14 protein-coding genes and 1 tRNA gene are annotated in these 16,478 nt (G+C 58.8%); 5 read left to right on the top strand and 10 right to left on the bottom strand.

What is annotated here, in order from left to right; translation table 11 throughout:
- Positions 1-2 precede the first annotated feature (2 nt).
- The 4 genes from E6W33_RS04695 (at position 3) to E6W33_RS04680 (ending at position 4,426) form a co-directional block, all read left to right on the top strand.
- Positions 3-611, top strand: a complete 609-nt coding sequence (locus E6W33_RS04695) for a HAMP domain-containing sensor histidine kinase (protein WP_136414856.1) — start codon at positions 3-5, stop codon at positions 609-611.
- A 108-nt stretch (positions 612-719) separates the two neighbouring features.
- Entirely contained in the window at positions 720-3,200 is a 2,481-nt protein-coding gene (locus E6W33_RS04690; protein ID WP_348983148.1) for an EAL domain-containing protein, read from the top strand.
- 78 nt (positions 3,201-3,278) lie between these two features.
- Entirely contained in the window at positions 3,279-3,890 is a 612-nt protein-coding gene (locus tag E6W33_RS04685) for a hypothetical protein (RefSeq protein WP_136414854.1), read from the top strand.
- A gap of 74 nt (positions 3,891-3,964) precedes the next feature.
- Positions 3,965-4,426 (top strand): nuclease-like protein, encoded by a 462-nt coding sequence (locus E6W33_RS04680; RefSeq protein WP_136414852.1) that lies wholly within the window; start codon positions 3,965-3,967, stop codon positions 4,424-4,426.
- Between the two features lie 15 nt (positions 4,427-4,441).
- On the opposite strand, the gene E6W33_RS26935 is transcribed toward E6W33_RS04680, so the two are convergent.
- Positions 4,442-4,600: a hypothetical protein gene (locus E6W33_RS26935; protein ID WP_168798528.1), complete on the bottom strand. Its 159-nt coding sequence runs from the start codon at positions 4,598-4,600 to the stop codon at positions 4,442-4,444.
- 437 nt (positions 4,601-5,037) lie between these two features.
- Entirely contained in the window at positions 5,038-5,283 is a 246-nt protein-coding gene (locus tag E6W33_RS04675) for a hypothetical protein (protein WP_136414850.1), read from the bottom strand.
- 194 nt (positions 5,284-5,477) lie between these two features.
- Here E6W33_RS04675 and E6W33_RS04670 point away from each other — a divergent pair.
- Positions 5,478-5,553, top strand: a tRNA-Asn gene (locus E6W33_RS04670).
- Between the two features lie 245 nt (positions 5,554-5,798).
- Here the strand turns inward: E6W33_RS04670 and E6W33_RS04665 are convergent.
- From E6W33_RS04665 to E6W33_RS04625, 8 genes are all read right to left on the bottom strand, one after another.
- A complete protein-coding gene (locus E6W33_RS04665) occupies positions 5,799-6,230 on the bottom strand; it encodes a hypothetical protein (protein ID WP_136414848.1) in 432 nt (143 codons plus the stop codon).
- 244 nt (positions 6,231-6,474) lie between these two features.
- Complete coding sequence (locus tag E6W33_RS04655) at positions 6,475-7,020, bottom strand: hypothetical protein (protein WP_136414846.1); 546 nt, start codon at positions 7,018-7,020, stop codon at positions 6,475-6,477.
- Positions 6,977-7,273, bottom strand: a complete 297-nt coding sequence (locus tag E6W33_RS04650; RefSeq protein WP_136414844.1) for a hypothetical protein — start codon at positions 7,271-7,273, stop codon at positions 6,977-6,979. Before E6W33_RS04650 ends, E6W33_RS04655 begins: the two co-directional genes overlap by 44 nt.
- 2 nt (positions 7,274-7,275) lie before the next feature.
- Complete coding sequence (locus E6W33_RS04645; RefSeq protein ID WP_136414842.1) at positions 7,276-8,535, bottom strand: sialidase family protein; 1,260 nt, start codon at positions 8,533-8,535, stop codon at positions 7,276-7,278.
- Positions 8,535-9,146 (bottom strand): hypothetical protein, encoded by a 612-nt coding sequence (locus E6W33_RS04640; RefSeq protein ID WP_136414840.1) that lies wholly within the window; start codon positions 9,144-9,146, stop codon positions 8,535-8,537. The genes E6W33_RS04645 and E6W33_RS04640 overlap by 1 nt, the downstream gene beginning before the upstream one ends.
- A 9-nt stretch (positions 9,147-9,155) precedes the next feature.
- Positions 9,156-10,025 (bottom strand): hypothetical protein, encoded by an 870-nt coding sequence (locus tag E6W33_RS04635; protein WP_136414838.1) that lies wholly within the window; start codon positions 10,023-10,025, stop codon positions 9,156-9,158.
- Between the two features lies 1 nt (position 10,026).
- Positions 10,027-11,628 (bottom strand): hypothetical protein, encoded by a 1,602-nt coding sequence (locus E6W33_RS04630; protein WP_136414836.1) that lies wholly within the window; start codon positions 11,626-11,628, stop codon positions 10,027-10,029.
- Positions 11,625-16,475 carry a phage tail length tape measure family protein gene (locus tag E6W33_RS04625; RefSeq protein ID WP_247869522.1) on the bottom strand — a complete coding sequence of 1,617 codons (4,851 nt, stop codon included), beginning with the start codon at positions 16,473-16,475 and terminating at the stop codon, positions 11,625-11,627. Before E6W33_RS04625 ends, E6W33_RS04630 begins: the two co-directional genes overlap by 4 nt.
- Positions 16,476-16,478 lie beyond the last annotated feature (3 nt).

Genomic DNA, 16,478 nt, shown 5'->3' with positions numbered 1-16,478 from the left:
TCATGGATATCAAGCTCGCCGCCGTGATCATCCACGACATCAAGAACGCTCTCGGCGTTCTTGAAGGCGAGCTGCACGACATGACCATGAACCCGACACGCGAACAGGCGCTGCTCGCGCACGAGACCTGCGCCTCGCTGCAGGACAAGCTGATCGGATTCCTCACACTGTACAAGGCCGCCTCGCAAGGCTTGAACGCGCGCATCGATGCCGTCAATCCGGAGGATTTCCTCAACGGACTGGTCCGCAACCACCCCAATCCAAGACGCGAGGTAGGCATATCGGTCAATCCGAGCAACATGCCGGTGCTCGGTTTCTTCGACGAGAACCTGATCGGCCTCGCGCTGGAAGCGGCTTTGCAGAACGCCACCCGGTTTGCGTGCAGGCAGATCGACGTCGGCTGCATGAAGGACGATGCCGGCTATCTCGTATTCAGCATCCGCGACGATGGAACAGGCCTGGGTTCCAAAGAGGAAAAGCCCTCGACCGGGCTGGGCATGGAGTTGTGCCGCGCTATTGCGCAAGCGCATCGCAAGGGTGACAAGAGCGGAAGCGTATCGCTTTTCGATCATCCCGATGGGGGCGCCGAATTCCAGCTGCGCGTTCCCTGAAGCACGCCCCCCATCGGCGCAGTGAGATCTCAAAGCGCCAACCTCACCTGATTTATCCCCTCGGTATTGTTGCGCAACCTATTCTGCCGCGGGCTGGAACAATTCAAATTGAATTCCAATCGAACCAGTGATTCGAACATCAACATCAACATGTCCCCCAAGACCGGTTTTGCCTGGCGATGGATAAAAGTGATCTGGCCCTTCCTGGCAGGCATTGCCTTGCTGGGTGGACTGAGTGCCTTCAGCATGGATATCCTGTCGGGAAGCCGCGCTTATGTGGAAGGAGAAAGCCTCTGGTCCAAGGCGCAGAAGGAAGCCGTGTTTCATCTGAACCGCTACGCCGAATCGCGTGACGCGGCCGATTTTCAAAGCTATCTGGCGGCAATCAGCGTGCCGCTCGGCGATCACAAGGCGCGAATGGAACTGGAGAAGGCGTCTCCCGATTTCGACGTCGCCCGGCAGGGTTTTCTGGCAGGACGAAATCATCCCGACGACATCGGCGGCATGATCAGGATGTTTCGCAATCTTCGCAACTTCAGCTTCATGCGCATCCCCATTTCGATCTGGGCAGAAGGCGACGCATACATTGCGTTACTCATGGCGGAGGCCGATATGCTGCATGCGGCCGTCCTTTCCGGCAACCCGAGCAATGCATCGCTGCGCCCGATACTGGAGCGGATCAAGCAGATCAACAATCGCCTTACACCGCTGGAAGACGCCTTCTCGTACAGCATGGGAGATGCGTCGCGCAGGATCGGCGATCTGCTGTTGATCGTCATGCTGACTATCGCTACCGCGCTCATGTGTTTCGCCAGCTATATTTCCTACGGCATCCTTGCCAGAAAAGAGTCTTCCGAAGAGAAACTCAGGGTGGTGTCCGCGCGCGCGGCTGCCGCGCAGGAACGCCGCGAGGCGGACGCGCGCATCCGCGATCAGGCCGCCTTGCTCGACAAGGCGCGCGACGCCATCATTGTGCGTGCCATGGACCACCGTATCCTCTACTGGAACAAGAGCGCCGAACGCCTGTATGGCTGGGCGGCAAGCGAAGCGGTTGGCGCATCGATCGACAATCTCATCTATGACGATGCCGCCGTCTTCGCGGAAGCCACCGACACGGTAATGGCCGAAGGCGAGTGGAGTGGCGAATTCACCCGACGGCGCGACGACGGCAGCATGCTGGTGGTCGAGAGCCGCTGGACCCTGGTCAGGGACGACCATGGCCGGCCGCAATCGATTCTCGCAATCGACACCGACATCACCAAGCGCAAGGAGGCCGAACACGGTGTCTGGCAGCTCGCCTTCTATGATCCGCTGACCGAATTGCCCAACCGGCTGTTGCTGCAGGACCGTTTGCGGCAAGCGCTGGTGGCCAGCTCCCACAGCCATTGCTCAGGCGCCCTGCTGTTCATCGACCTCGACAATTTCAAGGCATTGAACGACACCCTCGGCCATGAAAAAGGCGACCTGCTGCTGCAACAGGTCGCCAGGCGCCTTTCCTCCTGCGTGCGGGAAAGCGATACCGTGGCGCGGCTGGGCGGAGACGAGTTTGTGATCATGCTGACCGACCTGCCCGAACATCGCGGTGAAGTCGCCATCCAGACCAAGGCAGTGTGTGAAAAGATACTTGATGGTCTGCGTCAGCCCTATTCGATCGACGGTGTCGAGCAACACAGCGCGGCAAGCATCGGCGTCGCGCTCTTCCAGGGCCGGAACGACACGGTGGGCGAGTTGCTGAAACGCGCGGATCTCGCCATGTATCAAGCCAAAGCCTCCGGACGCAACACTGTGCGCTTTTTCAATCAGGACATGCAAGCGGCCGTCATCGCCCGGGCCACGCTGGAAACGGACTTGCGGCAGGGATTGCGGGATGGCCAGTTCATGCTCTACTACCAGCCGCAAATGGACAAGGACGGCCGCATGGTCGGAACCGAGGCGCTGATCCGCTGGCGGCACCCCACACGCGGGCTGGTGCTTCCGTCCAGGTTCATTGCCCTCTCGGAAGAGACGGCGCTGATACTGCCCTTGGGACAGTGGGTGCTGAATACCGCCTGCCAACAACTGGCCGCCTGGTCCTCGCAGCCGTCGATGGCCGGCTTGAGCATCGCAGTCAACGTCAGTCCGCGGCAGTTCCGCCATGAACAATTTGTCGATCAAATACTGGGCGCACTGGAAAACAGCGGCGCCAATCCGCGACAACTCAAGCTCGAACTCACCGAGAGCGTCCTGCTTGATGACGTGAATGCGACGATTGCCAAGATGACGGAGCTGAAAGCCAGAGGGGTCGGTTTTTCCCTGGACGATTTCGGCACCGGGTATTCGTCGCTGTCTTACCTGAAGCTGCTCCCGCTGGATCAGATAAAGATCGATCGTTCGTTCGTCAGAGATGTGCTGACCGACGATAATGACGCAGCGATCGCCCGCACCATCGTCACGCTTGGCCAGAGCCTGGGACTGGCGGTCATTGCGGAGGGCGTGGAAACCGAAGAGCAGCGCAACTTTCTCGCACGCCATGATTGCAACATGTACCAAGGCTACCTGTTCAGCCGGCCGGTGCCGGCGGATCAGCTGGAGTCGCTCCTGGCGGCCTGACTGCCGTCGCCTCATTTCGGCAAGACAAGTGCCGGAACGTTTTTATCCGGGAAGCGCCAAATGCATTTTGGAGGCAGCATGCCCCAACACGACCCTGACGAAATCAACCGGCTGATCGTCGAATTCATTGACCTGCAGGAAAGCTGGGAACGCGCGCCCTCCTCTTTCGACTGGTCACGGCTTCAAGCCTTGGCACGCAAGGGCGCACGCGCCTACAACGAAGAGGCTGGACCGTCCTTCCATGCACTCGCACTGGATGCTGTAACGCACAGCGAATTCCACGAGCGATTCCTGAGCTACCTGCTGGAGGCGGATTTTGATCCATTCAAGCTGGCCCGGCCTGGCACCGGCGTGGCGGCGATACCTGTTATCGATCATGCGGATCTTGCCGAAGCGTCGCGCTCCAATCCGTCATCCACACGCATGCGGGCGGCGCTGATGGAAGTTGCGCGTCCGCGCTTTGCCTCGCTTGCGCAGCGCGTGCGGGAGGGCCAGGGCTTGTCTCCCGAATTGTTCGCCCTCGTCGAATCCTGTGCGGAATCCATCCCGCTGGACCTGCTGGAGCAGATCGCGCCGGAACTGGCGAAAGAGCACCACGGGGATCCTCAGCGTCAGCCGATCAATCCGACGGAAGGCTATCTCAGCGCCGCCGAGTTCATCGTCGACATCGGCTCCAAACCTTACAGTTGATTGTCGAAGCTGTCAGCGCAAAGGAGTTTCGTCATCCCGCCGGCCAAAGGCGCAATGTGAACACAGGAAAATCCTTGAGAAAGATCGCGTTCGCACTGCTTGCCGGTGCCGTGATTGGCACACCTGCGCCGGCAGCAGCGGACATTTCCAGCTTCGCATTCGTGCAGGACGACGGCTCGCTGGTCGTCGACGGTCGCCTGATTCGCTTGTACGGCATTTACATCCCGCCCACCGAGCGCACCTGCTACACCTTCATTCGCCCGACACCGTGCGGAACGCGCGCCGCGCTCGCGCTCGACTTCAAGATCTCCGGCGACTTCGTCCACTGCATGGAACGCGCTGTCAATGCCGACGGCAGCATTACGGCGAGCTGCAAGACGGGTGACGAAGACTTGAGCGAATGGATGCTGCAACGCGGCTGGGCGCTCGCCCTGCCGGATGCGCCGTTTCACTACACAGCGATGGAAAGAATCGCGCGCGCCAAGGGTATCGGCGTCTGGGGTATTCCACTTGACGTCCCGGTACGCCCCCACTGATCCTGCTTCGATCCGTCAGCCGGGCGCGTTCGATCTCCCCGCGTTGGGGTGCTGGAATTCAAGCGAGCCCCACCCGAGCTCGCGCCGGATATGCATGGGGTCAGGCGGCGGCGCATGCGACTTGATGCGTTCCTGCTGCCATTTGCGGACTTGCTCTTTGGTCGGTTTGGTCATGAGCTTCTCACGAAAACAAAAGAAAAGAATTGCGCGTTTTCTTCTGTTTTTCTGCGGCACCTATGCCACTAACGATGCAAACCTCGTGCCATGCAGGCCAGCCGCCTTGCAGTGTTGTTTTTGATGCGAGGCAAAGCCGTCCGCCGGCGCTTGTCATCTTCTCGTAAGGATGCCGCTCCTACAATTTCGATTGAGAGGCAGTTCAACCCTGCGATAAACCAGGCGGAAGCGCATCTCAAGCATGGGAGGTCATCATGGGTAAATCGCTCCACACCAGGATTCGTCTCGGACGCCGGTTTTTCGCATTTGCCTGGCTCAGAGCCTTGCTCCGCCGCTGAAGGGCGGACAGCGAAGCCGGCCGGGAGCATTCACCGGCTAGTCGGACTTATTGTGGTTTTTACGTGCGACGGCAGTTGCAACGTGGGCGATCGACCGCCTCACTCCGGCTTCGGAATGTTGTAGCGCGCTCGCAAGTCCTTGACTGCCTCGATAATCTGCTCCTTGCACGCAAGCGCATCGGCCACATCGCCCTCCCACATGTTCGCATCCCAATTGCAACCAGTTGAGTCCGGTTCATGCCAATAAATGGTTTTGAGGGAAACCTTGGCGCACTGCTCGTGCTTGCGCATTTCCGCGCGGATCAGATGATTGATTTCTTCGATGGAAAGAATGCTGCGAGACATATCCCTCTCCTCAGAGTTCAGGCCATGATCGGTAATCTTTACAAACATGACACTATCGCGTCTGGGCGCATTGATAGCGAGAAGGATCAAGCATTGGGCAGACAAACCAGGTTTGCCGGGCGCATGTTGCCTTGAATACAAAAAACGCGCCCTCTAGACATTTCAGTGACGAACCACTAAAATTCGGCCTCCTTTCCCTGATAGCTCAGTCGGTAGAGCGACGGACTGTTAATCCGCAGGTCCCTGGTTCGAGTCCAGGTCGGGGAGCCAGAAATGCAAGGGCTTGCGTGAGAACGCAAGCCCTTTTTCTTTTGCTTATTGCGCAAGATTGCCCAAGGTGAAGGCGCCCGCACATCTGTAACGCGGCGCGCATTTTGGCACCGATTTGCGTAGAATTTGGCACGCATTGCGGCGGGAAATCTGTAGGAGATTTGGCACTGCGCCCCGTCTGAATTGCTCAAAGAAAAGCCCTCACAAGGAGGGCTTCCTATCACTGCATCGGAATACCACATCGATCAATACGCGTGTTTGCGATGCAGTAGGTATCCACTCAAAGCGACCAGCCCGAAGCCAACGCCCCACCTGAACCACCAAACTCCATACCAAGCCGGGTCTCCTCCGCCGATGCTTAGACTGAATCCCGTAGGATTGACCTCGGCAATTGCTGCCAACACCGGGCAGACCGCCACCCAGCTCAGAATTAGCCATATGCAAAAGCCCTCGGTGATCCCGAATTGAGATGCCACCCAAATTGCAACTCCCGTTGAGACAGCCAAGAAAATTGCCGCATTGAATACCACCCCTGTCTCAATATGATGGTCTTTGGCAAAACCGTAGCTTTGAAAGAAAAGCCAAGCCAGAATCAAGAGGATTACGACCCCAATGGCCTTCAGAAGATCATCCACATCTACCTCCGCAAAAAGATTGTTGATAACAAATATTGCCATACAGCAATCATATTTTAGGGTAGTCCGGGAAGATTGGGACTGTCAAAAATACCAGTCCAAGCGCAGTTGTCTCGGCTCTGCCCCTAAAAAAGCCCGTCCGGTTCAACTTCCCGGTTCCAGCTGTCGATGATCAGCTCGTTACGCGCCACAACCTTGTTACCACCGCCTACCTGCACAGGATGTCAACCTGCCCCATCTGAAAGTCCTCGAAGGCCGCACCGTTACCGTCGCTCTCGTTTAACGCCTAATGTGTTCCGGCCAAACGTGCCGACGCCAGGCACGCATGGGATTCGCCGTTCGGACCGCCCTGGACCCATACACCGCCAAGCAGCTCACAGATTCGGGCAAAGCTGTTCGGGTTAAAGCGCCAGGCATCGCGCAGGCCGCTCGCCGTTCCGATCGCTTCGTTGCAGAAGAAGCGGTCCCGATCCTGCTTGATCGGGCACGAAGTCGATAGCAAACCGACCAGGTCATAGCGACACCCGACATGCTTATGAAACCACTCGCACACCTGGGTGCTGTCGATGGCGGGGATATCGAGAATGTCCCAATGAGCCGGCGTGAGTTCGATCATTTTCATCCGTACACCACCGTCCATGAATGAGGACGACGCACATAAGACTGGCGCATCCAAGCTTTGGAAGCCGTCAAAAACCGCTTCCACGTGCGAATATGGTCCGCTGGTCCACCAGCTGACGAAGCGATTGAAAAGCCGCGTGCGGCCCTTGTAGAAGGCAATCTTCATTTCAGAGCCTCGAGGCAGTGATAAACAACTGATCCAGAGCTGCATCGTCAAGACCAAGAGCAGGCGCGAGCATCTGCACCAGATCCTTATCTCGATGCACCTCTTGCGAGTATTCCCATTCAATTTGCGCAGCCTTGCGCGTCGACGGATCCTCAATGGCCGCAATGGCTGCATCGACGCTGTCGTAAAGACCCGCAGCAAACAGAGCCCGCCGGGCTTGCCGCATCGTGACGCTCCGAGGAACAGCCGTATCGTTTGTTGGTCCCGGCAGGCTGGTAATGATGATCGGTGTGCTCATGGTCATTTGATCCTCACGAATTTGCCGAACTGCTGCTGCAACAGGGTCGAGTTAGACGTCGGGCTCTGAGTGTACGACGGCGCACCGACATACTGTGATGCCAACGGCAAGTCGTAGATCTGCCCTCCGTTCGTCATGCCGATCGCAAGCCGATTTCCGCACTTGAATGACGATTGGATGACGAACGATCGGTAGGCCGTCGATATTCCCGTATAGGCCGGCTTCGGCGACGAGAACGTGATGAGGTCAGCCGACGTAACAAAGACGGGGAACACGTTGTTACCGGTCGACATGAAATAGAACATACCGCCGAGATACCGCATCTCCCACGCTGAGGCATAGTTTGCGAGAGCGGCGATGGTGGCGTATGTCGTAAACGTCCAGGTTGCGCCGTTGTCGGTAGATTTCCAGTAACCAGGCTGCGACGTGCCGCCGGTCAGCGTACGTGCTCCGGGCATGTACATGACACTACCAACTTCGAACAGATCATAAAACACCGCAGCGGACACGCCCGCCGGCGTAATGTCGGTAAAGTTAATGCCGTCTGATGTCGTGAAAAATTTCGAGCTGCTACCGCCCCCACTGCCGATAAACGTATCCATCAGCGCCGACCAGCGGATGCGGCTGATCGACGTAACACTGGTGAGCCCTGCCGGCGTGCGGTCAGTCCACGCCACGCCGTCGGGCGACGTCCGGGAAAATCCGAGCGTGCCTGCCAGTGACTTTGCGGCGACCCACAACGACCCGTCCGGCTTGCATGCTAATCCATCCCAAGACGCTGTTTCGCTCGGCCCAGTCGAGTTCCACGTCACACCACTATCGGTCGAGTGCATGAACCGGTTTGTCGCAGTCGCATTGTAGTCGCACGTTGCGACGACCGTCGTACCAGCTGTCGCAAGTTCCGTCACCTCATTATGCGTCGTACTACCTGTAACGGTCTTGTTCGCCCATGTCGCCCCACCATCCGTAGAGACGTTGATTGTCTTTCCGCCAGTTGCACTGACACCGGTAACGATGTTTCCGTTTGCGAGCGTGATTCCGCGCACCGCAGTTCCGACGTTCGGCAATGCGTACGCCGATACGATCGGGTTCAACCGAGGAAGGGCACGCGCCTGTGCATAAGTCCCATCATCAAGAATGGCCGCGCCCAGCTTGAGCCAGTGTTGCCCGTTCTCGATGATCAGGCTTTCCCAATGATCACCGAAGTCTTTGAAGTCGCCGATTGCCGGGTACAGGCTGAGTTTTGAGCTAAGTTTTTGCATTAGAAAATTACCTCCCAGCCCACAGCGGGGCCAAAGTACGTGACCGTCACGTAATAATCCGTCGCGCTCGCAACATCCAACGTGAAGTCGTCGGCGACGCTGTCAATGTTCGATCCGTTGCGGGCGATCACGACACCGGTGACACCTGCAGGGATCAGCAATACGAATTCGTCGTTGTCTGCTGGCGCCGCTGGCGCCGTGATCGTACACGCGGCCGTCACCTTGCAACGTTCGCGGTTGGCCACGGCCTTGTTGACGGCCGTCGTGGTGTTGAAATAGATGTGATCCGATAGCAAGACGCTGCTCATCCCCGCGACGGAATCCGCCAGCACCTGTGTCGCCGCAAGGCTTGCCGATGCCTCTGCCGCCTTGTCCGTCGCCACGTCAGCCGCGCCGGTGGCAGTTATGGCGCTGTCATTTGCTGCCTGTGCGCTGTTTGTGGCCGATCCGGCAGACAGCAGTACTTGCGCGGCCACGGTGGCAAGATCGGCGCCCAGGTTGCCCAGTGCCGATATGTAGCCATAGCCGATGAATCGATAGCCGTCCGGCACATCGACATTGGCCGGGTCGCTGGTATAGGTGTGCCCGTTAATCGTAAATGTGAATGACACGATCTCTCCCTAAAAAGCTTGTGCAACTTCTATCTGCAGCGAGTAACGGCCGTAACTCGGATGCACCGGGTCGCTGATGTTCTCTACCGTGGCCATAAAGCTTTGCTTTGCGAGCAAGCCCGCCGGCGCATCGGCATCCCAGATGAAGAACATCGGTTTGGTGATTCCATACTCCTGCACCATCTCAAAAAAGCCACCATATAGCTCGTTCTCTCCGAGCCAGTCGAACTGCATCCTGGTCATCAGGTACGATTGCTTTTTGTCAGCGAACTGCGTGCCGGCTCTTGTCCTGGTCTTCGTCGATGGATCTCTCAGAAACGGCGGATTCGCCCCATAGGAGCGGTTATAGATGGGTGAAACGGCCGGTGATGCGATGATCTGTCCGAGGTCGGCGAAGCCGTCCGCATTGCCGCTAAAATCCAGACTCACCTCAAGATACCGGCCATAGACGTCTGACTGTTCAACGTGCATCCAGGGTGGCCTTTTTCCGGTAGCGCGCTCCACACTCAACTGTCCAGTCAACCATTCCTCGGCGCCCCACTGCAGTGAGCCGAACGGATAGGTCTCACCGAAGAATTGCTTCCATCCCGTGTCGAGCGTGACATCGTTAAAGTCGACGTCCGTGGCCAGCCGCATCTTTGCAGCGTCGCCGAGCTTGGCGTTATGCAGCGGAATCGCGAGCACGCGGATGTTGCGCATCGCCCCCATGTCGATGACGACCTTGGTCAATGCAGGATCAACGCTGTCGCTGCGCGCCATCTCGGACAAGACGTCGCCCTGAAGCAGATCGAGATCAACCCAGCCCGGTCCGGTAATCGTCGGCGTCACGGTCGCTGTGGGAAGTGTCCAGTTCGGATAACAAAAACTTGGATTTGCCATATCAGCCCCAGCAGTTCAATTCGGTTTTGCCGGTACCGCGATCGATCTTGACGCCGGCGACCCGCATCATGCGTCCGGCGTCATATGCCCAGCGGGTCTCTTTCACCGTTACTACGACGCCTGGTCGGATCACGTCGATCTGCGCCGGCGACAGCCATTGCGACAGCTGGGTCATGTGCCGGTCAACGCCGTACAACGCCAACTGCGCGTTGGCGAAGCTTTGCGCGGCCGCCTGGTCGGCGATAAGGGATGTGAGCGCGAGTTCCACCGCATTCTTGTGCGCGGTCTGCACACTCAGATCTCTCGCCGTGACTGTCCTTGTCTCAACGGCAAGCCACGCGCGTGCAGCAATGCCGGCGCGACCACCAGGTGCGCGTACCGGGTCGCTTACGCTCGTCTTGTCCCCGCCGAGTGCAGAATCCGGCTGCACGGTCCAGTTCCGGCCCCATTGCACGGTGACCAGATAGGCTGGCGCCACGTCGCCGTTTCCGACCGGATCGGCAATTCCCATCGAATCCATTCTCGGTGTCGACAGCGTGGCCACCGGCGTGCCGGCCGGCGCGGACCACTGCGTGATCCTGTAGATGCCGAGCTCGTCGCCAATCCATCCGGATCCGGCGCTGGTGGCCACGTCAGTCAATACCGCGTCGACCGTGGTTTCGTCGAAGACGGCAAATTCGATCTCAGCAGGCAGTGCAGCGTCGAGCGCCGCGACGTCGGCGTCCGAAATCGCTTCCGGTGCTACACCGGCATAGAGCAGAATGCGGCGCCAGACTTGAGCATGGGTCCGGTCGGTCGCCGTGCCGTACGCGGCATCAAGCGTGAAAGCGCCGGCTGGCGAGCTTCCCAGGCGGACATAGCACCCATCGACGGCATTTGACAGGACTCGGTATTGCCCCGCTGCCGGTGCGTTGGTCAGCATATCCGCGATCGACACATAGGCCGCGCCGGCGACAAGAGGCACGCCTTTGTCCCGACCCGCCGACACAGAGACGGCCGCCGTACCGACCGGGATCGACACGTGATAGATCAACTTCGAGGTATTGACCAGCTGCGGCGTCATGTTCGATGCCAGGGCAAGCACGATCGGTTTGACCCGCCCCTTCAAGTCGTCGACGCCTTCCACACCATTCGGCAGCACGTTATCCCCGGCGTACCGCTCGGTCTGCAGCGGCTTGCGCATCGCGGCAGTGAGATCGGCCGGTCGAAAGATGATCCGGTCCCAGTTGAATGTGGGCTGCCCATCGAGCGTGCCGTTAATGACCGTCACGAACCCGACAGGATAGGCTGCGCCGCGATCGCCGATCCGCATGACGATGCGGCGGCCGTCGAATGCATAGTTGATCAGCTGTGCACCGAGCGAGCCGCTCATGTCTTGCAAGATGACTTCGCCCGGCGTCACGTGGCTGTATTGCCCTGGCTTTGAAAATACGTCAACGCGGCACCACCCCGGATCCAACACGAACGGTCGGTACAACGCATTGGCCGGCGTCTCGGTCGGCCGTAGCCGGTATGCCAGCCCGTCACAAAAACGCAGAGTCTCTTCGAGCCCTGTCGCCTTGTTGTAGCCGTCGATTTCGACGAGCATTATTTGTTCGTTCATGCTGCCACCTTGGAGACTACGTAGGACAAATGCTGCTTGAGATCGCGGATGTCAATATGCCCCGATTCCGTCCCGGTCCTCACTTCCAATACGAGCTGTTCGAGCAATTCATTTTGGCGCTCCACGACCTCGGTGTTGCGCCTGATCGCTGCAGATGTTTCCCGCGCGGCCTGGTCACTCTCACCATCAGAAAGCGCTGCACGCGTCTGGCTTGCGGTGTAGACCCGCGCTGGATTAGTGAAGTTGATCAGCTCCGGTCCTTCTTCACCGACGAGCGACCATCCAGATGCGACACCGCCATCCATGTGCGAATGATTGCGCAGGTATTCGTCCGAGTTCAGGAACGCATTGCGGATATCGTCGATCGACGTTCCGCCAAGGGAGCGCATTTGCCATGCATGAACTTCATCCGCTGATCCGGCCCGACCGAGGATAGACCTGTACAGATCTTGGATGGCCTTCTCCGGGCTGTTCTGGATGCCAGCCCGCACTTGATCCAGCGTCCCGCCGTGATTCAGCACGTTCATCCAGCTTGCCAGTCCCGCCGAATCAGCGCCGTGCCCAAGGATGTCTTGATACATGCTGCCGATGGCCGACTGATTCGAGTTCGCCGTGGTAACCGCTGTTTGTGCATTACGGAAGTTGTCGATCGTTGTCTGCAGGTCACCAACGCCGGTTGTCAGCCCGAGCAACGCCTCGACCTCACTCTGACGGAGGGTCAGTTCCCGCTGCGCCTCCTCAGCATCCGGCAGCACAGATTGCAGGTTCGCGATGGCGTCTTCAACGGACAGCGCCGAATTGTTAGCTGCAACGAGCAATCCGGCAACCTCTTGATCAATCGTCGCTTGCCGCTGCTGTGCCGCCTCGGCATCCGGCAAGGCAGACCGAAGGTTCGCAATCGCATCAGCCACTGATAGCGCCGAACTGTTTGATGCAGTCAGCAGGCCGACGACTTGCTGATTAAGCGCTTCCAACTGGGTACGCCCATCATCTGCTTTTGACTTTGCGAATGACTGCACTTCCTGCAGCACTGCATCCGTTGCCGCGGCATCCGAGACAAAGCCGGCAGAGCTGGCGTTGTACCGCATTGACGCGGATCGGAACGTACTGATTGCTCCTTGCAACCGGCCAATTGCATCAACGTCACCTGCACGGGCAGCTGCAGCAACGCGCTCAAACTCCTCTTTGGATCGCAAATACTTTTGCTCTGGAGAGAGTGGCGACAGATCGCCAACGGCAAGCTGGGTGCGGAAGTCAGCCAAGGACTTTGCGAACGTGTCGAACTGGTCGATGGTTTTTTGGAAGACATCGGCCTGCTCCTTATAGGCCGCATCCAGTGCCTGCCGCGCCGTATCGGCGGTTGCAATACGCCGTGCGTTTTCTGCTGACTCGCGGTCATATGCCTGCTGCAGCACTTGCCGCGCCGCGTCGCCGGCGCCGGCACGCCGCTTCAGATCGTCCCACGATGCCTGAAGGGCGGACCGTGAAGAATCGAGGGTCGAGTTGATGCCCGACATGAAGTCCTGGAATGTGGACAAGGCGGATTGCTCAGCATTCGCAAGGTCTTCGAGTGCATTGATGCGCTGTTGAAGCGGCTGCAGTGCATCGTCCATGGCGGCTAGTTCACGCTGGCGCTGAATAGCAAGGGCGCCGGCCGCGTCGCCCGAAAGCTCCATGAGGCGGAGTTCAAGGTCAGTGCGTTGGCTTGCGATGCGCTGTTCTTCTTGCGCCAGGCGGTTGCTTTCATCCGCTCGGCGCTGCGCATCCGCTATCGCCTGATCGGCCATCTGCTTCGAATAATCCGCAACCGTTCCAAATGCTCCCTGCACACGCAAGATCGCGGCGACTGCAGGCGCCCCCGCTTCGCCAAGCGATAACTGAGCCTCGAATAATGCCCGCAATCCATCGCGCGTCGTGGGCATTTCAAGGCCGACGGCGGCCAGAGCAGCGCTCACCTGCGATGACAGGTTTGCGACTTTTTCAGCCTCGTTCGTATAGTCGTTATAAAAGGCATTCATCCCGGAGATGAAGGAGTCGGCACCGCCCGACGCTGCAATCAGCGCGGATGTGGCGTCATCGCTCAAATTGGAGAATCCGGCAATCACATCACCCATGCCGACAAGGGCATGTTGTATCGCATTGACCTTGTCCACGACTGCGGCCAGGTCCGTCAATGCCGGCGCGTCGCCCAGGCTATCGAGCATCGATTGCGCCCAACCTGGCAGGCCAATGTCATCAAGAGCCGTGCGAACTGACTTGCTCAACTCGGCAAGGTACTGAGTGCGACCAGCTTCACCGTCACCGAACTCGCGCGGCGCCCATGAGCTGTTTCGCGCGTCTTGCCAATCGACGATCTTCTCGCCGAGCTTTGAGATCAGGAGCGCGCCCCAAGCGCCATCCTTCGATGTGTCGTCAGCGAACGCGGTCGCAGCCGTGTAGCCTGCCGTCTTGCCGAACGTCGCTGCCGTGGAATCGAGAATGCCGACGATCGATTTGCTGATGCCGCCAACGAAATCAGCGGTCTGCTGAGAGAAATCGACGCCACCAAAGCCAGTCCCATAGTTCGTGTCTCCTGCTCGCGGCCCTGCGTGCGTACCGTTTGAACCCGTCAGGAGGCCACCAGCAGCACTGTACTCAGCGAGCGCGCCGGTATGGTACGTGCCTGAGTGATCAAGCGACTTGGCGATCGAGTAAATCGCATAGGCTGCGGCAAGGTACGGAACAGCGGTACTGAATGCTGAACCGACTGATGACGCTCCGGTTGACAGGTAAGACGCTCCACCTTCCGCAGAAACCCATCCAGTTCCAGCAGCGCCCGTGGAGACAGCAGCAGTTCCTCCCGCGAGCGCCGTTGATCCGTACTGATAGAGCTGAGCGGCAGTGTTCCCCATCGAAGTCATGCCAGCTGCTGCGCTATATAGATTTGACCCTGCACTGCCGAGCGTGCCAATTGTGGACATCCCATTGCTTCCATAAACCACATTGGACACCATGCTGCCCAAAGCGGCGCCGATCGGCTGCACAATCGGATTTAACACCAGGCGCCCGAAGATGCTGCGCAGGCGTTGGGCGGAGTGCTCGCCGCCATTGACGATCGCGTCTGACAGGGAATTGCCGACGTCGGTTGCCAGCTTCTTTGCTTCAGCAGCGGTCTTGGCCTCGGCCTCCAGCACGCTCGCCTGGCCCATCAGTCCCGCCAGTTCGCGCCGCTTGGCGATCTCGTCCTGCAGCAGCTTGAGGCGCATCTCGTAGACGGCGCGGGATTTTTCATCGAACTGCTGTTCATCGAGCAGCGACTGCAGAAAGGCCGCGTCGCTCTGCAGCTGTGCTGCCGTTTCATCCTCGATGGCGCGCTTGACCGCCGCCTTGCCCTCGGCCGTCAGGCCGATCTCGGCGTTGTGTTCCTTCTGGGCGCGGATTGCGTCGTTCAGGCGCTTGAGTTCCGCATTGCCGGTATCAATGACCGCCTTGACGATCTCGTCGTAAGCTTCTTTCTCCTTGACCGCCTGCTTGTTGACGCCAGCCTGTTCAATGAAGTTCCACTCCTCCTGGAGCTGATTTAGCCGGAGCTTATGTGCCTGCTCTTCTACCTTCGACAGGCCGCCGATGCGCAGGACCTGGTGCTCATACTCCTGCTTGGCGGCGTTCTCCTCAAGTTTAACGTTCACCATCTTGAGGTCGAACTGTTCCTTGGTGATCTTGCCCAGGTCCAGCTCTGTCTTGATCTGATCCTCTTCAGACTTGATCCGGATCTGCTCCAGCTGCTCCTCCGACGCTGCGCGCTGCTGGGCGAGCTGGCGGCCCTCGGCGCCCATCGAGCGATAGAGATCCTGGATTTCCTTGGCCACACGCCGCTCCGCATCCAGCTTCGCGGCGGCCTGATCGGCTGTCTCAGGCTTCAATTGCTGGATCAGCTTCATCTGGTCCTGCAGCTCCTGGGCATGGTAGAGCTGCGACGCCTTTTTAACGGCATCCCAGGATTGCGCCTGGAGCTGATTTGCCGCTGCAGCGTCGGCGCTCGCCTTGACATCCTGCTGCTCGGCCTTGTACTTGTCCATCAGCGCCATGTTCGCTTGTTTTAGGCGCTCGATCTGTTTGTCGTTAACGCCCCAAGTGTTACCGGCCTCCAGCACTTCAATCAGATGCTGGTTTTTCTTCAACAGGTCCGCAGTGGTATCCGTCTTGCCCAGCTTGCCAATCGAATCGACCACCTCAGCGATCGCTCCGGCCCAGCCACGCCATGACCTTTCCAGCAAGGCGACATTTTCCGCCTGCTTGGGCATGTGTTGCGTGAGTTTCTCCGCCAGCACTTGCTGCGCTTCCTGCGTGCGGCCCAGGCGCTCCAGAGTGACGATGTGCTCCTGGTCCGTCACCGTCAGGAAGTGCATCGACTTGTTCAGTTCCTCGGCGCCCTTGGCGGGGTCGGAAAATAGCTTGATGAGTTCCGGGGTGATCTTCTCGATGTCCCGACCGGTCGCTTTCGCAAAGTCGCTGGCCAGCTGGGCGACCTGTGCGATCGATTGCTGCCCGATCCGCCCCGATGCGACCAGCTCGGTCACGATCTGCTTGGCGTGCCCGATCGTGACTTCCTTTGTCCTGGTCATCGTCTCCGCCAGCGCATCAATGCTGGCGCGGGTCATTCCCGCATAATTGCTGGTGACTGCCAGTGCATTGTTCATCGCGACCATCTCTTCATGGCCGTGCGCGATGGCTGCCGCCATGCCAATGACGCCAACGCCAATGGCGACGATCCCCAGGTTAGTCGGGCTCAGCAGCGAATGCAGATTACCCATGCGCTCGGCCAGCACCATGAGCGAGCCGGGCATGCGCGAGAAATTGCCAGTCATCGC

The sequence above is a fragment of the Herbaspirillum sp. ST 5-3 genome (genome assembly GCF_004804275.1).
Classification (GTDB): domain Bacteria; phylum Pseudomonadota; class Gammaproteobacteria; order Burkholderiales; family Burkholderiaceae_D; genus Noviherbaspirillum.
The sequence above is the reverse complement of the archived record's forward strand: the minus strand, read 5'-3'. Positions and strand labels throughout refer to the sequence as shown.

Coding starts and splice junctions, on each gene's coding strand:
- E6W33_RS26935 (WP_168798528.1), bottom strand. CDS start 4,600: ATGACCAAACCGACCAAAGAGCAAGTCCGCAAATGGCAGCAGGAACGC.
- E6W33_RS04625 (WP_247869522.1), bottom strand. CDS start 16,475: ATGACTGGCAATTTCTCGCGCATGCCCGGCTCGCTCATGGTGCTGGCC.
- E6W33_RS04695 (WP_136414856.1), top strand. CDS start 3: ATGGATATCAAGCTCGCCGCCGTGATCATCCACGACATCAAGAACGCT.
- E6W33_RS04675 (WP_136414850.1), bottom strand. CDS start 5,283: ATGTCTCGCAGCATTCTTTCCATCGAAGAAATCAATCATCTGATCCGC.
- E6W33_RS04635 (WP_136414838.1), bottom strand. CDS start 10,025: ATGGCAAATCCAAGTTTTTGTTATCCGAACTGGACACTTCCCACAGCG.
- E6W33_RS04685 (WP_136414854.1), top strand. CDS start 3,279: ATGCCCCAACACGACCCTGACGAAATCAACCGGCTGATCGTCGAATTC.
- E6W33_RS04630 (WP_136414836.1), bottom strand. CDS start 11,628: ATGAACGAACAAATAATGCTCGTCGAAATCGACGGCTACAACAAGGCG.
- E6W33_RS04645 (WP_136414842.1), bottom strand. CDS start 8,535: ATGCAAAAACTTAGCTCAAAACTCAGCCTGTACCCGGCAATCGGCGAC.
- E6W33_RS04655 (WP_136414846.1), bottom strand. CDS start 7,020: ATGCAGCTCTGGATCAGTTGTTTATCACTGCCTCGAGGCTCTGAAATG.
- E6W33_RS04665 (WP_136414848.1), bottom strand. CDS start 6,230: ATGGCAATATTTGTTATCAACAATCTTTTTGCGGAGGTAGATGTGGAT.
- E6W33_RS04650 (WP_136414844.1), bottom strand. CDS start 7,273: ATGAGCACACCGATCATCATTACCAGCCTGCCGGGACCAACAAACGAT.